The sequence below is a fragment of the Aristophania sp. ESL1142 genome (assembly GCF_058107345.1).
This window is the reverse complement of the sequence record NZ_JBYLUH010000001.1, coordinates 640,178-658,412: the sequence shown is the minus strand read 5'-3', so window position 1 is coordinate 658,412 and position 18,235 is coordinate 640,178. Positions and strand designations below refer to the sequence as shown.

At 48.2% G+C, this 18,235-nt stretch carries 13 protein-coding genes, 1 tRNA gene and 1 riboswitch; of the genes, 5 read left to right on the top strand and 9 right to left on the bottom strand.

Annotated features, from left to right (window positions below):
• The first annotated feature begins 44 nt into the window (after positions 1-44).
• Positions 45-119 (top strand) — tRNA-Thr (locus AC3B6P_RS02935).
• Between the two features lie 85 nt (positions 120-204).
• On the opposite strand, the gene ahpF is transcribed toward AC3B6P_RS02935, so the two are convergent.
• Complete coding sequence (ahpF, locus tag AC3B6P_RS02930; RefSeq protein WP_489805528.1) at positions 205-1,770, bottom strand: alkyl hydroperoxide reductase subunit F; 1,566 nt, start codon at positions 1,768-1,770, stop codon at positions 205-207.
• A 133-nt stretch (positions 1,771-1,903) separates the two neighbouring features.
• Positions 1,904-2,470 carry an alkyl hydroperoxide reductase subunit C gene (gene ahpC, locus AC3B6P_RS02925; protein ID WP_489804649.1) on the bottom strand — a complete coding sequence of 189 codons (567 nt, stop codon included), beginning with the start codon at positions 2,468-2,470 and terminating at the stop codon, positions 1,904-1,906.
• A gap of 196 nt (positions 2,471-2,666) precedes the next feature.
• Between ahpC and AC3B6P_RS02920 the strand changes: the two genes are divergently transcribed.
• Positions 2,667-3,605 carry a hydrogen peroxide-inducible genes activator gene (locus AC3B6P_RS02920; protein ID WP_489804648.1) on the top strand — a complete coding sequence of 313 codons (939 nt, stop codon included), beginning with the start codon at positions 2,667-2,669 and terminating at the stop codon, positions 3,603-3,605.
• A gap of 86 nt (positions 3,606-3,691) precedes the next feature.
• On the opposite strand, the gene putA is transcribed toward AC3B6P_RS02920, so the two are convergent.
• The 5 genes from putA to AC3B6P_RS02895 form a co-directional block, all read right to left on the bottom strand.
• A complete protein-coding gene (gene putA, locus AC3B6P_RS02915) occupies positions 3,692-7,327 on the bottom strand; it encodes a bifunctional proline dehydrogenase/L-glutamate gamma-semialdehyde dehydrogenase PutA (protein WP_489804647.1) in 3,636 nt (1,211 codons plus the stop codon).
• A gap of 208 nt (positions 7,328-7,535) precedes the next feature.
• On the bottom strand, positions 7,536-8,204 hold the full coding sequence (locus AC3B6P_RS02910; protein WP_489804646.1) for a glutathione S-transferase N-terminal domain-containing protein: 669 nt from the start codon (positions 8,202-8,204) through the stop codon (positions 7,536-7,538).
• Positions 8,205-8,206: 2 nt separating this feature from the next.
• Positions 8,207-9,295 (bottom strand): tRNA 2-thiouridine(34) synthase MnmA, encoded by a 1,089-nt coding sequence (mnmA, locus tag AC3B6P_RS02905; protein WP_489804645.1) that lies wholly within the window; start codon positions 9,293-9,295, stop codon positions 8,207-8,209.
• Between the two features lie 37 nt (positions 9,296-9,332).
• Positions 9,333-9,647, bottom strand: a complete 315-nt coding sequence (locus AC3B6P_RS02900; RefSeq protein WP_489804644.1) for a ferredoxin family 2Fe-2S iron-sulfur cluster binding protein — start codon at positions 9,645-9,647, stop codon at positions 9,333-9,335.
• 111 nt (positions 9,648-9,758) lie between these two features.
• Positions 9,759-10,874 (bottom strand): cysteine desulfurase family protein, encoded by a 1,116-nt coding sequence (locus tag AC3B6P_RS02895; protein ID WP_489804643.1) that lies wholly within the window; start codon positions 10,872-10,874, stop codon positions 9,759-9,761.
• A 425-nt stretch (positions 10,875-11,299) separates the two neighbouring features.
• Between AC3B6P_RS02895 and AC3B6P_RS02890 the strand changes: the two genes are divergently transcribed.
• Together AC3B6P_RS02890 and tyrS are read left to right on the top strand one after the other, a co-directional pair.
• Entirely contained in the window at positions 11,300-11,968 is a 669-nt protein-coding gene (locus tag AC3B6P_RS02890) for an alpha/beta hydrolase (protein ID WP_489804642.1), read from the top strand.
• Between the two features lie 33 nt (positions 11,969-12,001).
• The gene (gene tyrS, locus AC3B6P_RS02885) at positions 12,002-13,258 is read left to right on the top strand and encodes a tyrosine--tRNA ligase (RefSeq protein ID WP_489804641.1); all 1,257 of its coding nucleotides are present in this window, start codon (positions 12,002-12,004) and stop codon (positions 13,256-13,258) included.
• A gap of 46 nt (positions 13,259-13,304) precedes the next feature.
• Here tyrS and AC3B6P_RS02880 read toward each other — a convergent pair whose 3' ends face one another.
• On the bottom strand, positions 13,305-14,915 hold the full coding sequence (locus AC3B6P_RS02880; RefSeq protein WP_489804640.1) for a heparinase II/III family protein: 1,611 nt from the start codon (positions 14,913-14,915) through the stop codon (positions 13,305-13,307).
• A gap of 6 nt (positions 14,916-14,921) precedes the next feature.
• The gene (gene rpe / locus AC3B6P_RS02875) at positions 14,922-15,575 is read right to left on the bottom strand and encodes a ribulose-phosphate 3-epimerase (RefSeq protein WP_489804639.1); all 654 of its coding nucleotides are present in this window, start codon (positions 15,573-15,575) and stop codon (positions 14,922-14,924) included.
• A gap of 126 nt (positions 15,576-15,701) precedes the next feature.
• Positions 15,702-15,813, top strand: a riboswitch (TPP riboswitch).
• 73 nt (positions 15,814-15,886) lie between these two features.
• Here rpe and AC3B6P_RS02870 point away from each other — a divergent pair.
• Entirely contained in the window at positions 15,887-18,232 is a 2,346-nt protein-coding gene (locus tag AC3B6P_RS02870) for a TonB-dependent receptor (protein WP_489804638.1), read from the top strand.
• Positions 18,233-18,235 lie beyond the last annotated feature (3 nt).

Below are 18,235 nucleotides of genomic sequence, written 5' to 3'. Positions count from 1 at the left end.
CGTTGCAGGAAGAGGTTCTCTCCTATATATCCTCCCCCAAAGAGGCCGACATAGCTCAGGGGTAGAGCAACTGATTCGTAATCAGTAGGTCCTCGGTTCAAATCCGAGTGTCGGCACCATTTTCCATGTTTTTTTACTTCCCGGAAATCGGGATATCTCTTTCCATTCGGGAAAGGGAGCCAATAAGGCCCCCTTATTGGCGTCCTATTCTTTAAACGGGACACGAATCATATAATCAAACGCTGTCAATGCGGCTTTCGCACCTTCGCCCATGGCAATGACAATCTGTTTATAAGGAACCGTTGTCACGTCACCAGCAGCAAAAACACCCGGCACAGAGGTGCGACATTTCTCATCAATGATGATCTCGCCACGCTCGGTCAAATCTATCACCCCTTTAAGCCACGTAGAATTCGGATCCAGTCCTATCTGAATAAAGACCGCATCAACATTGAGTTTATGACGTTCATTCGTTTCCTTATCCTTCCAGATCAACCCAGTCATGGTTTTGCCATCACCAACGATCTCTTCAGGAAGAGCATTCTTGATAACCGTGACATTTGAAAGACTCTGTAATTTATCCTGTAGGACCTGATCAGCCTTCAGAATTGTATTACGCTGTAAAAGAGTTACGTGAGAGACAATTCCCGCCAAATCAATTGCTGCTTCAACGCCGCTATTTCCCCCCCCTGCAACTGCGACAGGACGATTTTTGAAGAAAGGACCATCACAGTGAGGACAATAAGTAACCCCATGGGTACGATAAAATTCCTCCCCCTCAATATTGAGAGAGCGGACTCTCGCCCCTGTTGCAATAATCACCGTACGGGCTTTTAACCTAGCTCCATTTTCAAGGACGATCTCATGGAACTCTCCCAATGTTTCTGCTGGAACCAGTTTGTCGGCCCGTTGAGAAGACAGAATGCGTATATCATAACGCCTTACATGCTTATCGAGATTTTGTGACAGGATTAGCCCTTCTATTTCTGGAACAGAAATAAAATTCTCAATCCCGGCCGTATCCATTACCTGACCACCAAAACGATCAGAAACCAGTCCTGTCCTTAACCCTTTTCGAGCAAGGTAGATCGCCGAAGCTGCCCCCGCCGGACCAGAACCGATCACCAATGTATCGAAGGGGGCTTCATTATTCAGGCTTTCAACCGCAAGCGCTTCCCCTGCCTTATCGATCTTTGCCAAAATTTGCTCGAGGCCCATCCGCCCCGTTGCAAATGGCTCTCCATTCAAGAATATCTGCGGAACTGAACGGATATCTCTCTCTGCAATTTCCTTTGGAAATAACCCCCCTTCTATCGCTGTGTGCCGAATCTGTGGATTCAGCACGCTCATTGTATTGAGCGCCTGCACAACATCGGGACAGTTATGACAGGAAAGCGAGAAATAAGTCTCGAAATGATAAGTCCCTTTCAGAGAAAGGATACGCTCTTTCTGGGACTCTTCAATCTTTGGCGGATGCCCTCCCACCTGCAACAAAGCCAGGACCAGTGAGGAAAATTCATGCCCCAGTGGGATACCTGCAAAAGTTACGGAAACATCAGTCCCGACTCTTTTAATATCAAAAGAAGGGCGACGTTCACTTTTTCCGTTTTCATTAAAGGTAATCTTGTCAGAGAGGTCGGAAATTTCTATAAGAAACTTGCGCATCTCAATCGATTTTTCACCATTATCCAGTGACGACTCGAGTGAAATGTCCTGTTTGACATGTTGAAGATAGCTACGCAGTTGCGTTTTCAGTTCATCGGTTAGCATCTTTACCTCGTAATAAGTAAGGGCAGTTAGGCCCTTGCGTTTGACACAGCGAAAAAAGGGCGTGCCATCTCCCCAGCGGCACGCCCCTTTCTGCAAATAGCTATAACCACTTACAAAAGTGTTATGCTTATTCTCAGATCTTGCCAACCAGATCCAGAGAAGGTGTCAAGGTTGTCTCACCCTCTTTCCATTTTGCAGGGCAGACTTCACCTGGGTGAGAAGCAACATACTGCGCTGCACGGACTTTATCGAGCAGTTCTGTAGCGCTACGCCCAACGCCACCAGAGGTCGTTTCGATGTACTGAATGCGGCCCTCTGGATCGATCAGGAATGTTGCACGCTCAGCCAAATGGCTGCCATCATTGATCAAAACATCAAAATTCTGGGCAATTGTGCCTGCTGGATCACCAACCATAACATACTGGACTTTGCCAATTGCTGGTGATGTATCGTGCCAGGCTTTGTGCGTGAAATGCTTATCTGTTGAAACAGAATAGATCTCTACACCCAGTTTTTTAAATGCGTCATAATTTTCTGCCAGATCTTCCAGCTCTGTCGGGCAGACAAAGGTGAAATCTGCTGGATAAAAGAAAATGACTGACCATTTGCCACGGAGGTCAGCATCCGTAACAGTGATGAATTTTCCGTTATGGAAAGCTTCCGCTTTAAAAGGTTTTACCTGTGAACCAATTGCTGGCATCAAAAATCTCCTATTAACATTCAGGTTAAAAACTACGTCGCGACACAGCGAACCGTTTCCCAATGGAAGCAGCAGGAACCAGCAGCTGTCAAGAGCTTCTTAGGTTGCTACCATCCTTTAGCACAGACCTATTCCGCTCTACACAAAGACGTTTCCCCCCCTTTCCCATTAAGGAAGAAAACCCTATCTAAGGGGTATGTCTTATGTCCCTCTTTCCGGCTTATCCCTCCGGGATATTGAATATGTGGTTGCTGTAGATGACTTACGCAACTTTTCTCGTGCAGCAGAACGTTGTGGCGTTAGCCAGGCGGGTCTTTCAGAGCAGGTACGTAAACTTGAGCTGCTTTTAAACGTCACTTTATTTGAACGGACACGACGTCACGTTGCCCCTACACCTGATGGTGTAAGGTTAATCGGCATGGCCCGCGATGTCCTGACATCTGCCCGCAGGCTTTTAGAAGTTGCGCGTGCTTATACCGGCCCATTAAATGGCCTGCTTCACATTGGCCTCATTCCGACTTTGGGGCCTTACTATGTCCCAGGCCTGCTGCCCAAACTGCGCCAGGCTTATGACCAGCTGAGCCTGCGTTTAAGCGAAATGACGACCGAAAATCTCGTCAGTGCGCTACGACATGGAGAACTGGATCTGGCCATTATGTCTCCGACCTCCATGACGACGAGTTTTGAGCAGGATCCTTTATTTGAAGAGCCTTTTCTGGCAGTTTTCCCCCGGGATCATGAACTTGCCAAAAAAGAGGTCATTTCGTTCAAAGATCTCGCACGGCCTGACCTTCTTCTCCTTGAAGACGGCCACTGCCTACGCGAGCAGGCCCTTTCTATCTGCCCGGCAAATTTTCGCCCTCAAGACCAGCGTCTGGCAACAAGCCTTGAAATGCTATGGCATATGATTGCTGCCGGTGAGGGATTTTCACTAATCCCGCGTCTGGCCCTTGAACATCGGGGAGAATTACAGACACTGGTAACAGTACGCCCCATCCAGAGTCAGGAAGCCAAACGCGCTATCAGTCTTATGTGGCGTCACTCGGACCCACGTGCCGATTCATTCAGGGAACTTGCAAAATTTTTACGTTCCCAGACCCCTGAAGGATGTAAAATGTCTCTCCCTTCCACATAACCCTACGTCCTGTTTTATCAATACATATAGAAACGGCCTTCCTTCGGTAAGAAAGAAGGCCGTTTTCCGTAGTAGTTTCCCAAGCATCAAACCTGAGCCATTAAACGCGCATTCCCCCCTGCCGCAGCCACATTATTACTGACATGTTTTTCCTCAAGAAGCCATTCAGGACGCAAGCTCTCGGAATTTCCAATATAAACAAGGGGAACAGACTGTTTCTCATCATTCAGATGATCACGGACAATCTGCCACAAGGTTTCATTCTCTGTTTCAGATAAAATAAAGGCACAATGATTCAATTCGCCTTTATTTTTCACGATTGTGATCTCTTCTGCCACAACCTCAGGCAATGTTTTCAGACAGTCTGTCAGCTCCGGTGAAGCCATGATGGAAACAGAATTGCCACAACTGATCGCATAGCTGATCAAACGTTTAAGACCTGCTTCACTCTCTGCGAGGATAAGCGCTCTTCCCCGGGCAGTAAGTGAATAAAGATTCGTCTCTCCTACAGGTGAGGGCATTTCAAGCATCATCCCCAATAAACCATGGCTCATCCAGGGTAAGACCTCTTGAGCAAGTTCTGCATCACTTGCTCTCAACCAGAGCAACCATGAACGCGCCATAGGCGGAAGTCCATTACCAATACCTCCCCAGGGGCATGGTGGCGCTTCAGCCAACTGACGCCGCACAGCCAGAGGCCCCCCGGCTTTTGGCCCTGTCCCAGAAAGACCTCGTCCGCCAAAGGGCTGAACGCCGACAACCGCACCAACCATATTACGATTTACGTAAATATTACCTGCATCGATCTTCTCAACGAGACGGTCAATCGTCGAAGGCAAGCGGCTATGCACACCAAATGTCAGACCATAGCCTGTCGCATTAATATCATTAATCAGTGTTTCAAACCCTCGACGATGATAAGGCATGATATGCAAGACAGGCCCAAAGACCTCCCCCCCGATTTCCTCAACTGAATGAACTTCAATAAGAGTGGGAGGAACATAAAAACCATGATCTGTTTCTTCTTCCACCAGCGATGAAGAGAAAACTTTATGCCTTTTATCTTTAAACCGGGTGATATGCTCCATGATCCCGTCACGGGCACGCTGATTAATCACAGGACCGACATCTGTTTTCAGACGACCCGGAACCCCAACTCTCAATTCTGCCATAGCACCTTTGAGAAGTGGCAGAATACGGGGCATGGCCTCATCCTGAACGCATAAGAGCCGAAGCGCTGAACAACGCTGCCCTGCACTATCAAACGCAGAATTGACAATATCGACAATAGCCTGCTCAGGCAGAGCTGTCGCATCGACAATCATCGCATTCAACCCGCCTGTTTCTGCCACAAACGGAATGGCCTGACCATTACGCCCCAAACGGCCGACTAAATGGCCGGCGATAGACTGCGCAACCTTTGTGGAACCTGTAAACATGACTCCAGCAATACGTTTATCTGAAACGAGTGCTGTACCAATATCACTCCCACGACCAAGCACCAGTTGCAGTGCCTCGACAGGAACTCCTGCTTTATGTAATAATTTTACAGCTTCTACGGCAATTAACGACGTTGCCTCGGCAGGTTTTGCCACCACATTATTACCAGCTGCTAAAGCAGCAGATACCTGTCCCAAGAAAATGGCAAGCGGGAAGTTCCATGGACTGATACAGATAATCGTGCCAAGAGGCCGGTGCGTTTCATTATTGAAATCTGCCCGGATCAGACTGGCATAATACCGCAGGAAATCAACAGCTTCACGCACCTCTGCAATGGCATTTGGGTAGGATTTCCCCGCTTCCCTGACAGCCAGCGCCATGAATGATATACGATTTTCCTCAAGCAGATCTGCCGCACGCTCTAAAATATCAGCCCGTTCTGCGGGTGATTTTGAGCTCCATAGTGATGCGTTTTCTGCAATATCTATAGCCTGTGTAACGTCATCAGGCTTACTATAGCGAATAGTACCGACGACATCCCGCTGGTCTGCAGGATTCAAAACCTCACATTTTTCTGTTGCCGGAGTTACACCAACAATCAGGGGCTCACTATCCAGAGTGTCAGGACATTGACTCAAAGTCTCCTTGAGGTGCCGCAGAATATCTTCATCATAAAGATCCATCCCTGAAGAATTTTTACGGTCTTTCCCATAGAGCCCTGCTGGTGATTGAATAAGAGGATGCTGGCTCCCGACCGGATAACTGGCATGTACCTGCTCAACTGGATCCTCAACTAGTTTTTCAAGCGGTACAGAACGATCCCCAACAAGATTCACAAATGATGAATTCGCACCATTTTCCAGAAGACGTCTTACAAGATAGGCTAATAAGGTCTCATAAGTCCCCACAGGTGCATAAATACGGCAGGGACGATTAAGTTTATCCGGTCCCACAACCTCACTATATAAATTCTCCCCCATCCCATGCAGGCATTGAAACTCATAACGCCCCACAGAAAATTCATGACCAGCCAACTCAAAAATAGACGCTAAGGTACGGGCATTATGAGTCGCAAATTGAGGGAAAATTTCTTCAGGGGCGGCCAATAATTTGGCCGCACAGGAAAGATAGGCGACATCTGTATGGCATTTACGTGTATAAACCGGGAAATCAGAAGCCCCATCAATCTGCGCTTTTTTGATCTCACTATCCCAATAGGCCCCTTTCACTAGACGGACCATGATCCGGTGATTCGTTCTTTTTCCAAGATCAATAATAAAATCGAGCACAGCCGGAGCACGACGGCCATAAGCCTGTACGACAAATCCGATGCCGTTCCAGCCTGCCAGGTCAGGATCCTGACATAATGCCTCTAAAAGATCGAGAGAAAGCTCAAGGCGTTCGCTTTCTTCGGCATCAATATTCAAACCAATATCATGATGGAGTGCCCGAAGGGCTAAACCTTTTACAATCGGCAGAAGCTCATCCATAACACGTTCGCGTTGCAAACGACTATAACGTGGATGAAGAGCAGATAATTTTATGGAAAGACCCGCCCTTTCATAGACATTCCTGCCACGAGCATTTCTGCCAATCGCCTCAAGGGCTGCATGATAATCTGCCCGGTAACGATCTGCATCGGCCTGATCGAGAGCAGCCTCACCCAGCATATCATACGAATAAGCAAAACCCTTATCCTCATGTTTACGCGCAACCTGCAAAGCCTGCTCAATTGTTTCACCCAAAACAAATTGCTGACCCATCATCTGCATAGCCAAACGCATGGCTTTGCGTATAAAAGGCATCCCCCGACGCTTGACCAATTTCATAACAAGGCCAAAACGGTCTTCAGGCGCAACGACCTTCTCCGTTAAAGACAGACCCCATGAGGCTGCATTCACAATAAGGGGCTTCCCAGCTCCTATATGAGAAAGCCAATTTCCCAGACGAACCTGATCGCGAATCAGGTCATCTCTCGTTGCCTCATCAGGTGTCCTTAGCAGAGCCTCTGCCAGACTCATAAGTGCTACACCTTCTTCAGAGGCCAGACTGAACTCCTGAACCAGCTGCTCAACAATCCCGGGATGTTTCCGTTCACGCAAAGCACGAGCCAATCTCATGGCTGTCTCTGTTGCAAGCGTGCTCTGCTCCTGAGTCAGAATCTCCTGCTCCAGAAAACCTCTAATACACTCTGCCTCAGATTTGCGTGTCTGCTCAGTAATTCGACGGCGCAAATCTGAACGTTCTGGAACAGTTTCAAAAAGATCCACGAGATATGCCATAAATCTAATCCTGCAATGGTACGCCATCTTTACAATATTACTAATGAGATGGTGAAAAACCGGAGTTACAGATTAATGACACCATAAGTGGAAAGCCCTGTCCATATGGCGAATTATTTCTACAAAGAATTTTTACCTGATACGCGTCTTTTGGAACCTGAACCTAATCCGCCTTTCCCCTGCCGTACCGTTTGGCAAGTGAAATGATTCAGCCGTAAGACAAACGCCATTCATCAGGTTCAGCAAGTGCTCTTTCAATCCATTCCTGCATCAGATCATGCGAAAGCCCATGCTCACACCATGACACGACTTCCATAGGAAGATATTCCTCCAGAGCATATTGTCTGATACGCAACATAATGGGGGCATACATACAATCAGCAACACCAAATTCCGGCCCGAACAGATAAGACGTCACCTGACCAGTCCGTGTTAAAGCCTGCAGAAGCGTCTTCCCTAAAAGAGCCAGATCCCCCTCAAGACCAGCTTGTTGCTCTGCCGAAAGAATCGATGGATAGGCCGGACTGCGCCCAATATCCATTGGACAAAGCTGCCTCAGATTTCGAAACCCTGCATGCATCTGGGCACTGACACTATAAGCATGTGCCCGTGCATTACGCTCCAGCGGCAATAAAGTCGGTTGAAGCTCGGCACAATAAAGACAGATTGCGAGACTCTCCCAGACCCTGGCCCCGTCATGCTCAAGATAGGGAACCAGACGATTGGGAGAACGGTGATGGATCGCCTCTGTTTTCCCACCTCCTTTGAGGGGAATGATTTCCTCTACTACCTCCAGCCCCGCCAGACGGACGGCTAACCAACCTCTTAGTGACCATGAAGAATAACGAAATGACCCCAAGAGAAGTTTGCCAGCCATCTTTAATCTCTCTTTTCAGACGTAATAAAACCACCACCGAGGACGCGTGTTCCGTCATAAAGAACGCACGCCTGCCCCGGAGCCGGAAGAGCGGGGTCATCAAGTATGACTTCCGCCTCTCCCTCAGCCAAAGGTCTGACGATCGCCTGTCTTAACCCTTCACGAGCCCGCAGCTGCACACCACAACGCACACCTTCAGGCCCGATATCAGTCAGCCAGTTCATATTACGCAGGATAATATGCGTATGACCGTCTTTTTCATCTAGACTGGCTCGGGGCCCTACAATGATACGCCGCGTTGGCACATCGATTCGCGTGACAACCTGCCGTTCACCTGTGCTTGTATGAATATCACCGAGCCTTTTGCTCTGTCCGACTGTATAGCGGGCAATGCCTTCATGCCGGCCAAGCGTACGCCCTTCTTCGTCAACAATATCGCCTGCCCCCTTGATCTCGGGACGCATCGTTTCGACAAGGTCCACATAAGACCCTTTTGTGACAAAACAGATATCCTGACTATCGGGTTTATCAGCAACATCCAGCCCCAGTTCAGCAGCCAGCGCCCTGACGGCATCCTTATCGGGCATATCCCCTAGAGGAAAGCGCAAGAAATCAAGCTGTTCCTGCGTCGTCGCAAATAAAAACCACGATTGATCCCTCGACCTGTCAACCGGACGGTGAAGCTCCACACGCTCTGGACCTTCAATACGTCTGACATAATGGCCTGTTGCCATGGCCTCACATCCTAGATCCCGGGCCATATTCAGAAGATCGGTGAATTTAACACCCTGATTACAGGCGACACATGGCACAGGTGTCTCCCCCCGTGCATAAGCATCAGCAAAGCTTTCTATTACACTGTCACGAAAACGGCTTTCCGCATCAATGACATAATGAGGAAAGCCCATCCGGTCAGCAACGGCACGGGCATCCATAATATCGCGCCCGGCACAACATGCCCCTACTCTGGCAGGGCCACGATCATCATAAAGTTGTAAAGTGGCTCCAATAACCTCATGGCCCTGTTTTTTCAGAAGAGCCGCCACGACTGAGCTATCCACTCCCCCTGACATGGCCACAAGAATACGCATAGTCTGTAAATCGCCTTTATAAAATGTCTTAATAAACTTAATTGGTCTTAGGCAGGCGAACGACAAGGCCATCCAGTGCATCAGTCATAACAATCTGACAACCCAGGCGAGACGTTTTTTCAAGACCGAAAGCAAGGTCAAGCATATCTTCCTCATCATCAGTCGGAGGAGTCAGCTTGTCAGCCCAGGAAGGATCAATAATAACGTGACAGGTCGCGCAGGCCAAAGACCCTTCACAGGCACCTTCCAGATTGATGTCATGCTCATGAGCAATTTCCAGGACAGACAGACCCACCTTGGCATCGACCTCATGACGCGTGCCATCCTGCTCAACGAAAACAATATGCGGCATTGATTGCCCCCTTGGCTTGTTTAAAATAAGGTTCGCCTCACGAGGTAAAACGTCCCACCTTCAGGCGCAAGGCCTTCCTGAGGCAAAATTTCCTACTTAATCGGGTTCATTCTATCTTTTTAAAAGACGTTTTGCCATCTCCTGATAGGCTTTTCCAAAAAGCTCTACCGATTCAGAGGTTACATTCCAGGGTAAAGAAACGCGGATCGCCTGTCCGGCACCATCCCCATATCCCATTGCCCGCAAGACGTGAGAAGAAGATACTTTCCCTGACGAACAGGCAGATCCTGCTGAAACACAAAACCCTGCAAGATCAAGTGTCATAAGCTGTGTTTGCGCCGGCACACCCGGTAAAATGACTGAAATTGTTTGCGGAAGACGCTCAAGACCAGCATTAACGCTAACCCCTCCTGCCTGTTGCATAAGACTTTCCAGCCTATCTGCCATTACTCTGATCGGCTCCCAATCCTGTTGCAGAGCAGATCCAAGAGCTGCACTCATACCCATAATTAACGCCAGGGAAGGGGTTCCCCCACGTCTTCCACGCTCTTGTCCACCGCCTGGCAACATGGGAGAAATGGGCCGATCTTCTGGCAATATAAGGGCCCCGACACCTTTTGGCCCACCAAATTTATGACCTGAAAGCGCAATACTTGCTCCTTCCATGATTTCTGGTGCCAAAGCAACACGCCCCACAGCTTGTACGGCATCAATATGCAAAAATGCATTATACTGTCTGCATAAAATGGCCACCTCATGGAGGGGGGAAAGGATCCCCGTCTCATTATTGGCCGCCATGACGCAAACGAGGCTCGGCATCCCATCGCGCAGATAGTCCTCTAAAATCTCAAGTTTCAGCAGGCCGTGACGATCAACAGGCAAGCGAGCTGCTTCAGGCGCTCCCTGCAAGATGGCATCATGCTCGGTAGCACCGACGAGAATTCGCCTTTTTTCTGCAAAACCAAAAGCGTGAAGGGCCAACATATCCGCTTCTGTCGCTCCAGAGGTAAAGATGCAGCACCCAGCATCCCTGGCAAAAAAAGATGAAACCATCTTGCGCGACTCTTCAAGTGCCTGACGCGCCTGACGCCCATAAAAATGCACTGAAGACGGATTTCCTGAAACCTCAAGTCCTTTTATGACAGCATCCCTTGCCTCAGGACGTAAAAGTTCTGTGGCATTTGCATCAAGATAAACAGGCCTCGACATACAAGAATAATCAGTCACAACTCACGTCCAACAAGTCATAAATACAAATAATTGATACCATATAAATATAATAACCATAAATTTTTAACAAAAAATTTATGGTTATTATTAAAATAATTATTTAGTTATTTTAATATTTATTTTTCATATGTAATAAAATTACAATCGTTTCTGTTTTCTACTGCAAACGCCCCTCTACTTCAGGTTTCCAGAGGCCTTATTACAAAAGCAAATTATGATCATTCCATGACAATGACGTTTTTTGTGGAAATTTCACTCTCAAAGCAGATATATAAACTACTGTCTTGCAGCAAAGTAAAGAGTTTCAATCTCTGCTATGACCGGGTTTTCAAACCCGTCTGATTTAAATTTTTTCCGACAGCCTCTTTTTTCTGGCCAGACAAGACAACCAGACAAGAGGGGGGTCACAAAATGAGAGACGAATGCCTGAAGTGATGTTCGCTGGCCCCGAAGGGCGGCTTGAGGGGTGTTACCACCATTCTGACAATGCCAATGCACCATTGGCCCTGGTTCTTCATCCACATCCTCTGCATGGGGGAACGATGAATAATCGCATCACCTACACGATGTATCGCAGATTTCAGGAAATGGGCTTTTCCGTCATGCGGTTCAACTCACGGGGTGTCGGACGCTCACAAGGCCGTTATGATGGCGGCATCGGAGAAATTTCTGACGCTGCTGCGGCCCTCGACTGGATGCAAATGGTCAATCCGAATTCCAGTGAATTATGGATTGGTGGCTATTCCTTCGGTGCTTTTGTCGGTATGCAGCTTCTTATGAGGCGCCCGGAAATCAGTGGCTGGATCAGCATTGCGCCTCCCGCCAGCGACTATGATTTTGGCTTTTTGGCGCCTTGTCCATGTAGCGGCCTGATGATTGCTGGGGGTAAAGATTCCATGGCTCCTGAAAGCAGCATTCGCAAAGTCGTTGAAAAACTCAACACACAGAAAAACGTGGTTGTGGATTATCGCATTTTTGAACAGGCTGATCATATCTTTGCCAAATATGCCGATCACGTCGCTGACGCTCTGGAAGACCATGTAACCAACCGTCAGGCTGAATTTCGTATTGCCGAGCAGGCAGCAGGATAATCGTTCTAGACCATTAAGCAGGAAAATTGCCGCATGACGTCAAATTTCTCCCCCCGCAGTGCCTTTTTACAAGAGGCACAAGCCCGGGGAATGATTTTTCAGTGCACAGACCAACAGGGCCTTGATGAGGCTCTGTTAGCAGGGCCGATCACCGCTTATATCGGTTTTGATCCAACAGCTGACTCTCTTCATATCGGCAACGCACTCTCTATCATGATGCTGCGTCTGCTTCAGAAACATGGGCACCGTCCCATCGCACTTATGGGTGGGGGCACAGCCAGAATCGGAGACCCTTCCTTTCGGGATGAAGCACGCTCTCTTATTTCGGCTGAAACCATTGCTCATAACTTGGCGGGAATTGAATTGTCCCTGCGGCAATTTCTGAATTTCGACGACCATAACAAAACCCTGCTTGCCAATAATGCAGACTGGCTGGAACGCCTTTCCTATCTCGATCTTCTGCAGGATGTCGGTGTGCAGTTTTCTGTCAGCCGCATGCTTTCTTTTGAAAGTGTCAAACAGCGTCTGGACCGTGAGCAAGGCCTGACATTCCTTGAATTTAATTATTCAATTCTCCAGGCATATGACTTCCGTGAACTCCACCGCAAATATGGGGCGATCCTCCAGATGGGCGGGTCAGACCAGTGGGGGAACATCGTTTCTGGAATAGATTTGGCACGCCGTACAGACAATGTGCGTCTCTATGGCCTGACAACCCCACTCGTCACCACATCTTCAGGAGCGAAAATGGGCAAATCAGCCAAAGGGGCTTTGTGGGTCCGTGCTGAAAAACTTCCCGTCTTCGATTACTGGCAGTTCTGGCGCAATACAGAAGATGCCGATGTCAAGCGCTTCCTTAAAATGTTTACAGACCTTTCTATTGAAGAATGTGAAAGATTAGGGCGACTTGAAGGGGCTGATATTAACGAGGCCAAGAAAATCCTCGCGACTGAAGCCACAGCAATCTGCCACGGCCGTCAGGCAGCGCAGGAAGCGGCCTCTACAGCACAGACCGTCTTTGAACAGGGTAACCAGCAGGCTTCACTGCCTGAAAAAGAGCTTTCAAGGGCTTTACTCAAGGAAGGCATTCCTGCTTTCCGTCTCCTGACTGAGACAGGCCTTACCGCAACTGGCGGAGAAGCCAGACGGCTCATCCGTGGAGGCGGTGCAAGGATTAGGGATAATGTCATTACAGATGAAAATCAGCTTATTACCGAAAATGATTTTACGGATAATGGCCTGAAATTATCCCTTGGAAAAAAGAAACATATTCTTGTCCGCCTGATTTAAAAGTTCAGGAAAATTGAAAGTAGGCCCGTTATTTCGGGCCTATTTCCTAATCTGGCACGCGCTCCAGAATCCAGATGATTTTCTGCTGATGCCGAGATTTTCCATCATCATTTTTTATAATGGTCCCTGGCTGGGTCGTCAAAACAATCTGTTTGCTTTTTTCTGACTTCCCGCGCCCCAGATACAGGTCATCTTCAATTCTGATCCCTCCACCTGATTGCCGGAAACGCCATAATGAGCCTTCTGTATGCAGAATAATCTCATCATCTTCCTGTTCTACGCGAACAGTGGGATGAATATGAAAGCGTAACGTGCAGGATAAGTCGCGCTCCCCTTCGACCTGCTCCTGACCACGCAGATCTTCTCCTTCTTTCCCAAGATAGAGACTCCGTGACCATATAGCGCCTAAAGGAGCATGATAACCATCATGGGAAAGGTCAATCCAATGCTCCTTGGCAGTACTTTTGTAATGATGGCTGACATGAGAAGGGTGGCGGCTAATATGGCCATCAATGTCAAACTCAATGCAGGACTCATCTTCAGCTATAAGGGCATTATGAGCTGCACTCACTCTGAGCGCTTCTTTCCAGTCTCCCCCTTTTGCTGCACCACAATTCACGAATAGACGCTGCGCTCCATAAGAAAACTCAAACGATAAGGTGCCAGCATGGGCCCTGCTATCAAAACCAAATACTGGTGGTTTTGCCGCATCAATCAATAAAAGCGACCGGCCAAGCGCAATTCTGGCAAACCCTCCCTGAGGCAATATGGAGGGTAGAGCCCGATGGCGAACCATATTGTCAAAAAGAGACTGTATCTCTTCGCGCTTATGTTCAAGGGTTCCATTAAAAAGAGCGAGTTTCCCATCACCATGACGAAAAAAATCAAGGACCGGCCATGTTTTTTCCAAAGCCTGTGTAATGAGAAAAGGCACGGAAACTTCCATAGCCGTGTACATCTCAGCAAAATTCTGTAATTCTTCTACCGTTTGGAGTTGCGCCTCCGGACTGCGTTCAGCCACTGTTCCATCAGCTAAAATCAAACGCTCCAGTTCAGGTTTAAGATAACGCTGAAACCTGAGCAAAAAACCCTGCTGTTCAGGCAACACCATAAAAACTGCCAAAAGCCCGCGCAAAGCGGCCAGTCCCTCCCATCCTTGGGGAGGAAGGGGTAAAAGGGCTGCGAGAATACGCCCTTCTCTGAGCATGGTTTCCAGAACGTGTTTCTGCGTCTCCTGCGTGGCTGTTTCAAGGCAGAATTCATAATGGCCCAACCAATTTGCCAGACGCTGCCCCATTAAATATCCGTCCTGGGCCAACGCATCAGTGGGAGGAACGTCACACCAGGCCTGGATAAAGCTACGCGCACAGAGCCGTGCTTCATTCGTCCCTAAAGCTCTGAGATCACGTAGCCAGACAAAGCTATAAAGCCACCGTCTCGTCTCTTCAGGCCAGGAACCCTGCCATTTTTTCTGAGAGGGAAATCCGTATATTTTCTGGTCAAAACGGCATCGTCCGCCAACAAGGAGGATCCCCTGCTCTTCGTCACCTTGTCTGATATCTCTATATTGAAACGCCGGCCTTGAAGAAGCCTTATGATGGATCGGCAGAGATGCCATCATAAGCTTCAGCTGGCGCCATAATGTATGGCGATCCATCATCCTTTATGATCGACGCGAAACATTAATCAAACCCTCAATGGCAGCCCTACGGTCAGGTTTCCCAAAAATGGATGAGCCTGCTACAAGCAACGTCGCCCCTGCTTCTACAACACGGGGTGCCGTATCTTCGTCGATGCCTCCATCAACCCCCAATATAATAGAGCGCCCCGTTTTCTTGATCATTTCGGATAATGTACGGATTTTCGGGAGCTGCCCTTCCAGAAAACTTTGCCCTCCAAACCCCGGATTAACGCTCATGACAAGAATGATATCAACAATATCCATCACTTGTGAAAGCGCTTCAGGTGGCGTTGCCGGACAAATGGCGACCCCCGCTTTGCATCCTAAAGCATGGATTGTCTGCAAGGACCGATAAAGATGGGGGTTCCCTTCACAATGCACGGTAATATGATCCACCCCTGCCTTTGCCATTTCTTCAAGGTAAGGATCGACAGGAGCAATCATTAAATGGGCATCAAACTTTGCTTTGCTAAAGGGACGCAGCGCCTTGATAACAGGCATACCGAACGTAATATTTGGGACAAAATGTCCATCCATCACATCAAGATGGACCCATGGGGCTAATGCGATATCTTCAAGCTCATGACGTAAATTAGAAAAATCCGCTGATAAGAGGCTAGGGGCAATAATTGGCATGCGAACTCCGGCCTTTTCTGCGTTATAAGATAATGGGTTAATACCACTTATCCTATGGTAAACAGGAGGTAATTTACAAGACAAAACCCTTCATGGACTCTTAATTATGGTTTCCTTATAAGTAGGGAATGTTCCGAGGGGTGTCTCTATTATGAAAAAAGAGGCTGAGATGGCAGAGCCGGACCCTTTGAACCTGATCCGGCCCATACCGGCGAAGGGACAGGAATTACTGCCAGAAGAACCCACTGGCCCCTGAACTGACGCCACATATCCGGATCTTTTCCATCGTTTGTTCGGGGAGAAGATTCCTTTTGCGTACGCCTTTTTATCTATCTTTTTATAGCATTACGACAATTTACATTTTGGGTTCTTTTCCGGCTCTAGCCCAGAACAACCACGCAGATTCCCAAAAAAATACCACACCACCCCAAATAGAAGTCCTGACCGTCAAGCGGCCCAAAGAGATATTATTACGTGGTGGAGGTCTTATAACCCCTCAACATGGCACTCAGGCACGCAGTGTCATAGGACGCCCTTTAATGGACGTCATTGCTCCAACCTCAACAGCTTTCCAGATTATCAGCACAACACCTGGTGCCAATATCGCCCTTTCTGATCCTTTTGGTCTGTCCCCCCAGACCAATATGAGTCTGAGAGGGCTTAATTCAGATTCAATAGGTGCTGTCCTTGAAGGGATGCCCATGAATGATCTGGCTTATTATGTGCTTTCCCCAGGACAGTTCGCCGATTCAGAGAATTATGGTGAAGTTGCTCTCCAGCAAGGCTCAGCTGATCTCGACAGTCCTGTGCTCAATGCCACGGGAGGGCTTTTATCCATGCACTATCGTGACCCTTCCCTCAGAAAAGGAGGAATGACCTCTTTCTCCTATGGTTCATATAATATGAGACGCGGCTTTCTGCGTCTGGATACAGGAGAACTCGGCCAGAGCGGAATCCGTGGTTTTATCTCTTATTCCAATAGCTATAGCGAAAACTGGCGTGGTGCCGGAGATGATTCCCGCCACCATATTGATTTCAAGTTCATCAAAGAATGGGGAGAAGGAAACAGGGTCAGCCTTGTTGGGTCCTGGAATCATGTCCTTAACAGCTATTATCCCGAAGTAACGTCAGAAAGCTGGCGTCAAAACGGTATCCATGGCGCTAATAACCTCACCCAGCACTATGACAAGAACCACCCAACCAGTAACGAAAATTACTGGAAATTCTGGCGTGACCCCATGGATACACTTTATGTTGGGGCTCCTGTACATGTCAGATTTGATGAGCATTTTTCCCTTGATCTGACCCCTTATGCCCAGCGGGCTTATGGTAGTGCTCCTTCGGGAACGGTGCTTAATGCCACAGGCAACGCCATGGGCAATGAGAGAGTGGGGGCTATCTCCCTGCCTGACAATGCAAATACGGCAATGGCACGGGCAGATTATACCCAGATGAGCTACCGTTCCGGTTTTACAGCAGCCCTGCATGCCAGAGTGGGATGGAATAACTTTGTTCTTGGATATTGGTACGATTATTCAGATGACCATGAACGCCAGACTTTCAATCCCGCTGATGAGAATGGCTATGCAGGCTCTATCTGGGGGCATGGTCCTCATATTCATCTTCCTGACGGTCGCCTCCTGAAGGGGGCAGATTTCCATACAATGGCGCAGGTCAATGCCATTTTTATCGGAGATCATATTTCACTCTTTCATAACAAGCTTGCCATGGATGTAGGCTTCAAGGAGGTTATGCTGACACGCACAGGGAGTAATAACCTCCCCGGGCCGCAATATCACGTGGGACATAATAGTGCGCAGCCACTTCCACGTTTTGGCCTCAGATGGAATTTCACACCTAAAGATCAACTCTTTTTCAACACAACAACCAATTTTCGGGCTCCTGCGGTCACAGCCTATTACGACAGCTACGAGATCACTTCCGCCGCAGCACTTGGGAAAGGTTCTCCAAGACTTAAAGACGAATATTCCATCGCAGAGGAAATAGGCTATCGCCATAATGGCACGGTCATGACAGGCAGCATCACGTTCTTTAATTATAATTTTACTAACCGCCAGATCATGACGATCCTCCGGCAGAATAACTCTGAAATGTCTTCAACCATCAATGCTGGCGGTCAGACAACGCGCGGTGTGGATATTGAACTAGGAATACGCCCCTGGCATCATATTAGCCCCTATCTGTCTTTCGAGTATCTTAATACTACCATCGACAATAATATTGCCGTAAGCGGTGATACGCTCCATACTGCCGGGAAGATTGCTGTCCGCAGCCCCCATGTGCAGGGTGCTTTGGGGCTCCGTTACGATAATGGTCACATATTCGGACTTTTCACGGCCCGTTATACGAGCAGCCAATATGCCACCTTTATGAATGATGAGAGAATGCCATCTCACATCACAGCTGACCTGAATATAGGCTATCGCTTTTCCGATTATGATCGTCTGAAAGCGCCAACCCTGATGTTGAATTTTCTGAATCTTACGAACCAGCATTATCTTTCAGGTATTGCTTCTCCACAGCTTAATGCACACCAGACCGTGGGCCAACATGGAACACTCATCGCCGCAAATGCCCCTCAATATTATATTGGCGGAGGTTTTGCGGTTCTCTGCTCAGCAAGAACGGGGTTTTAGGTC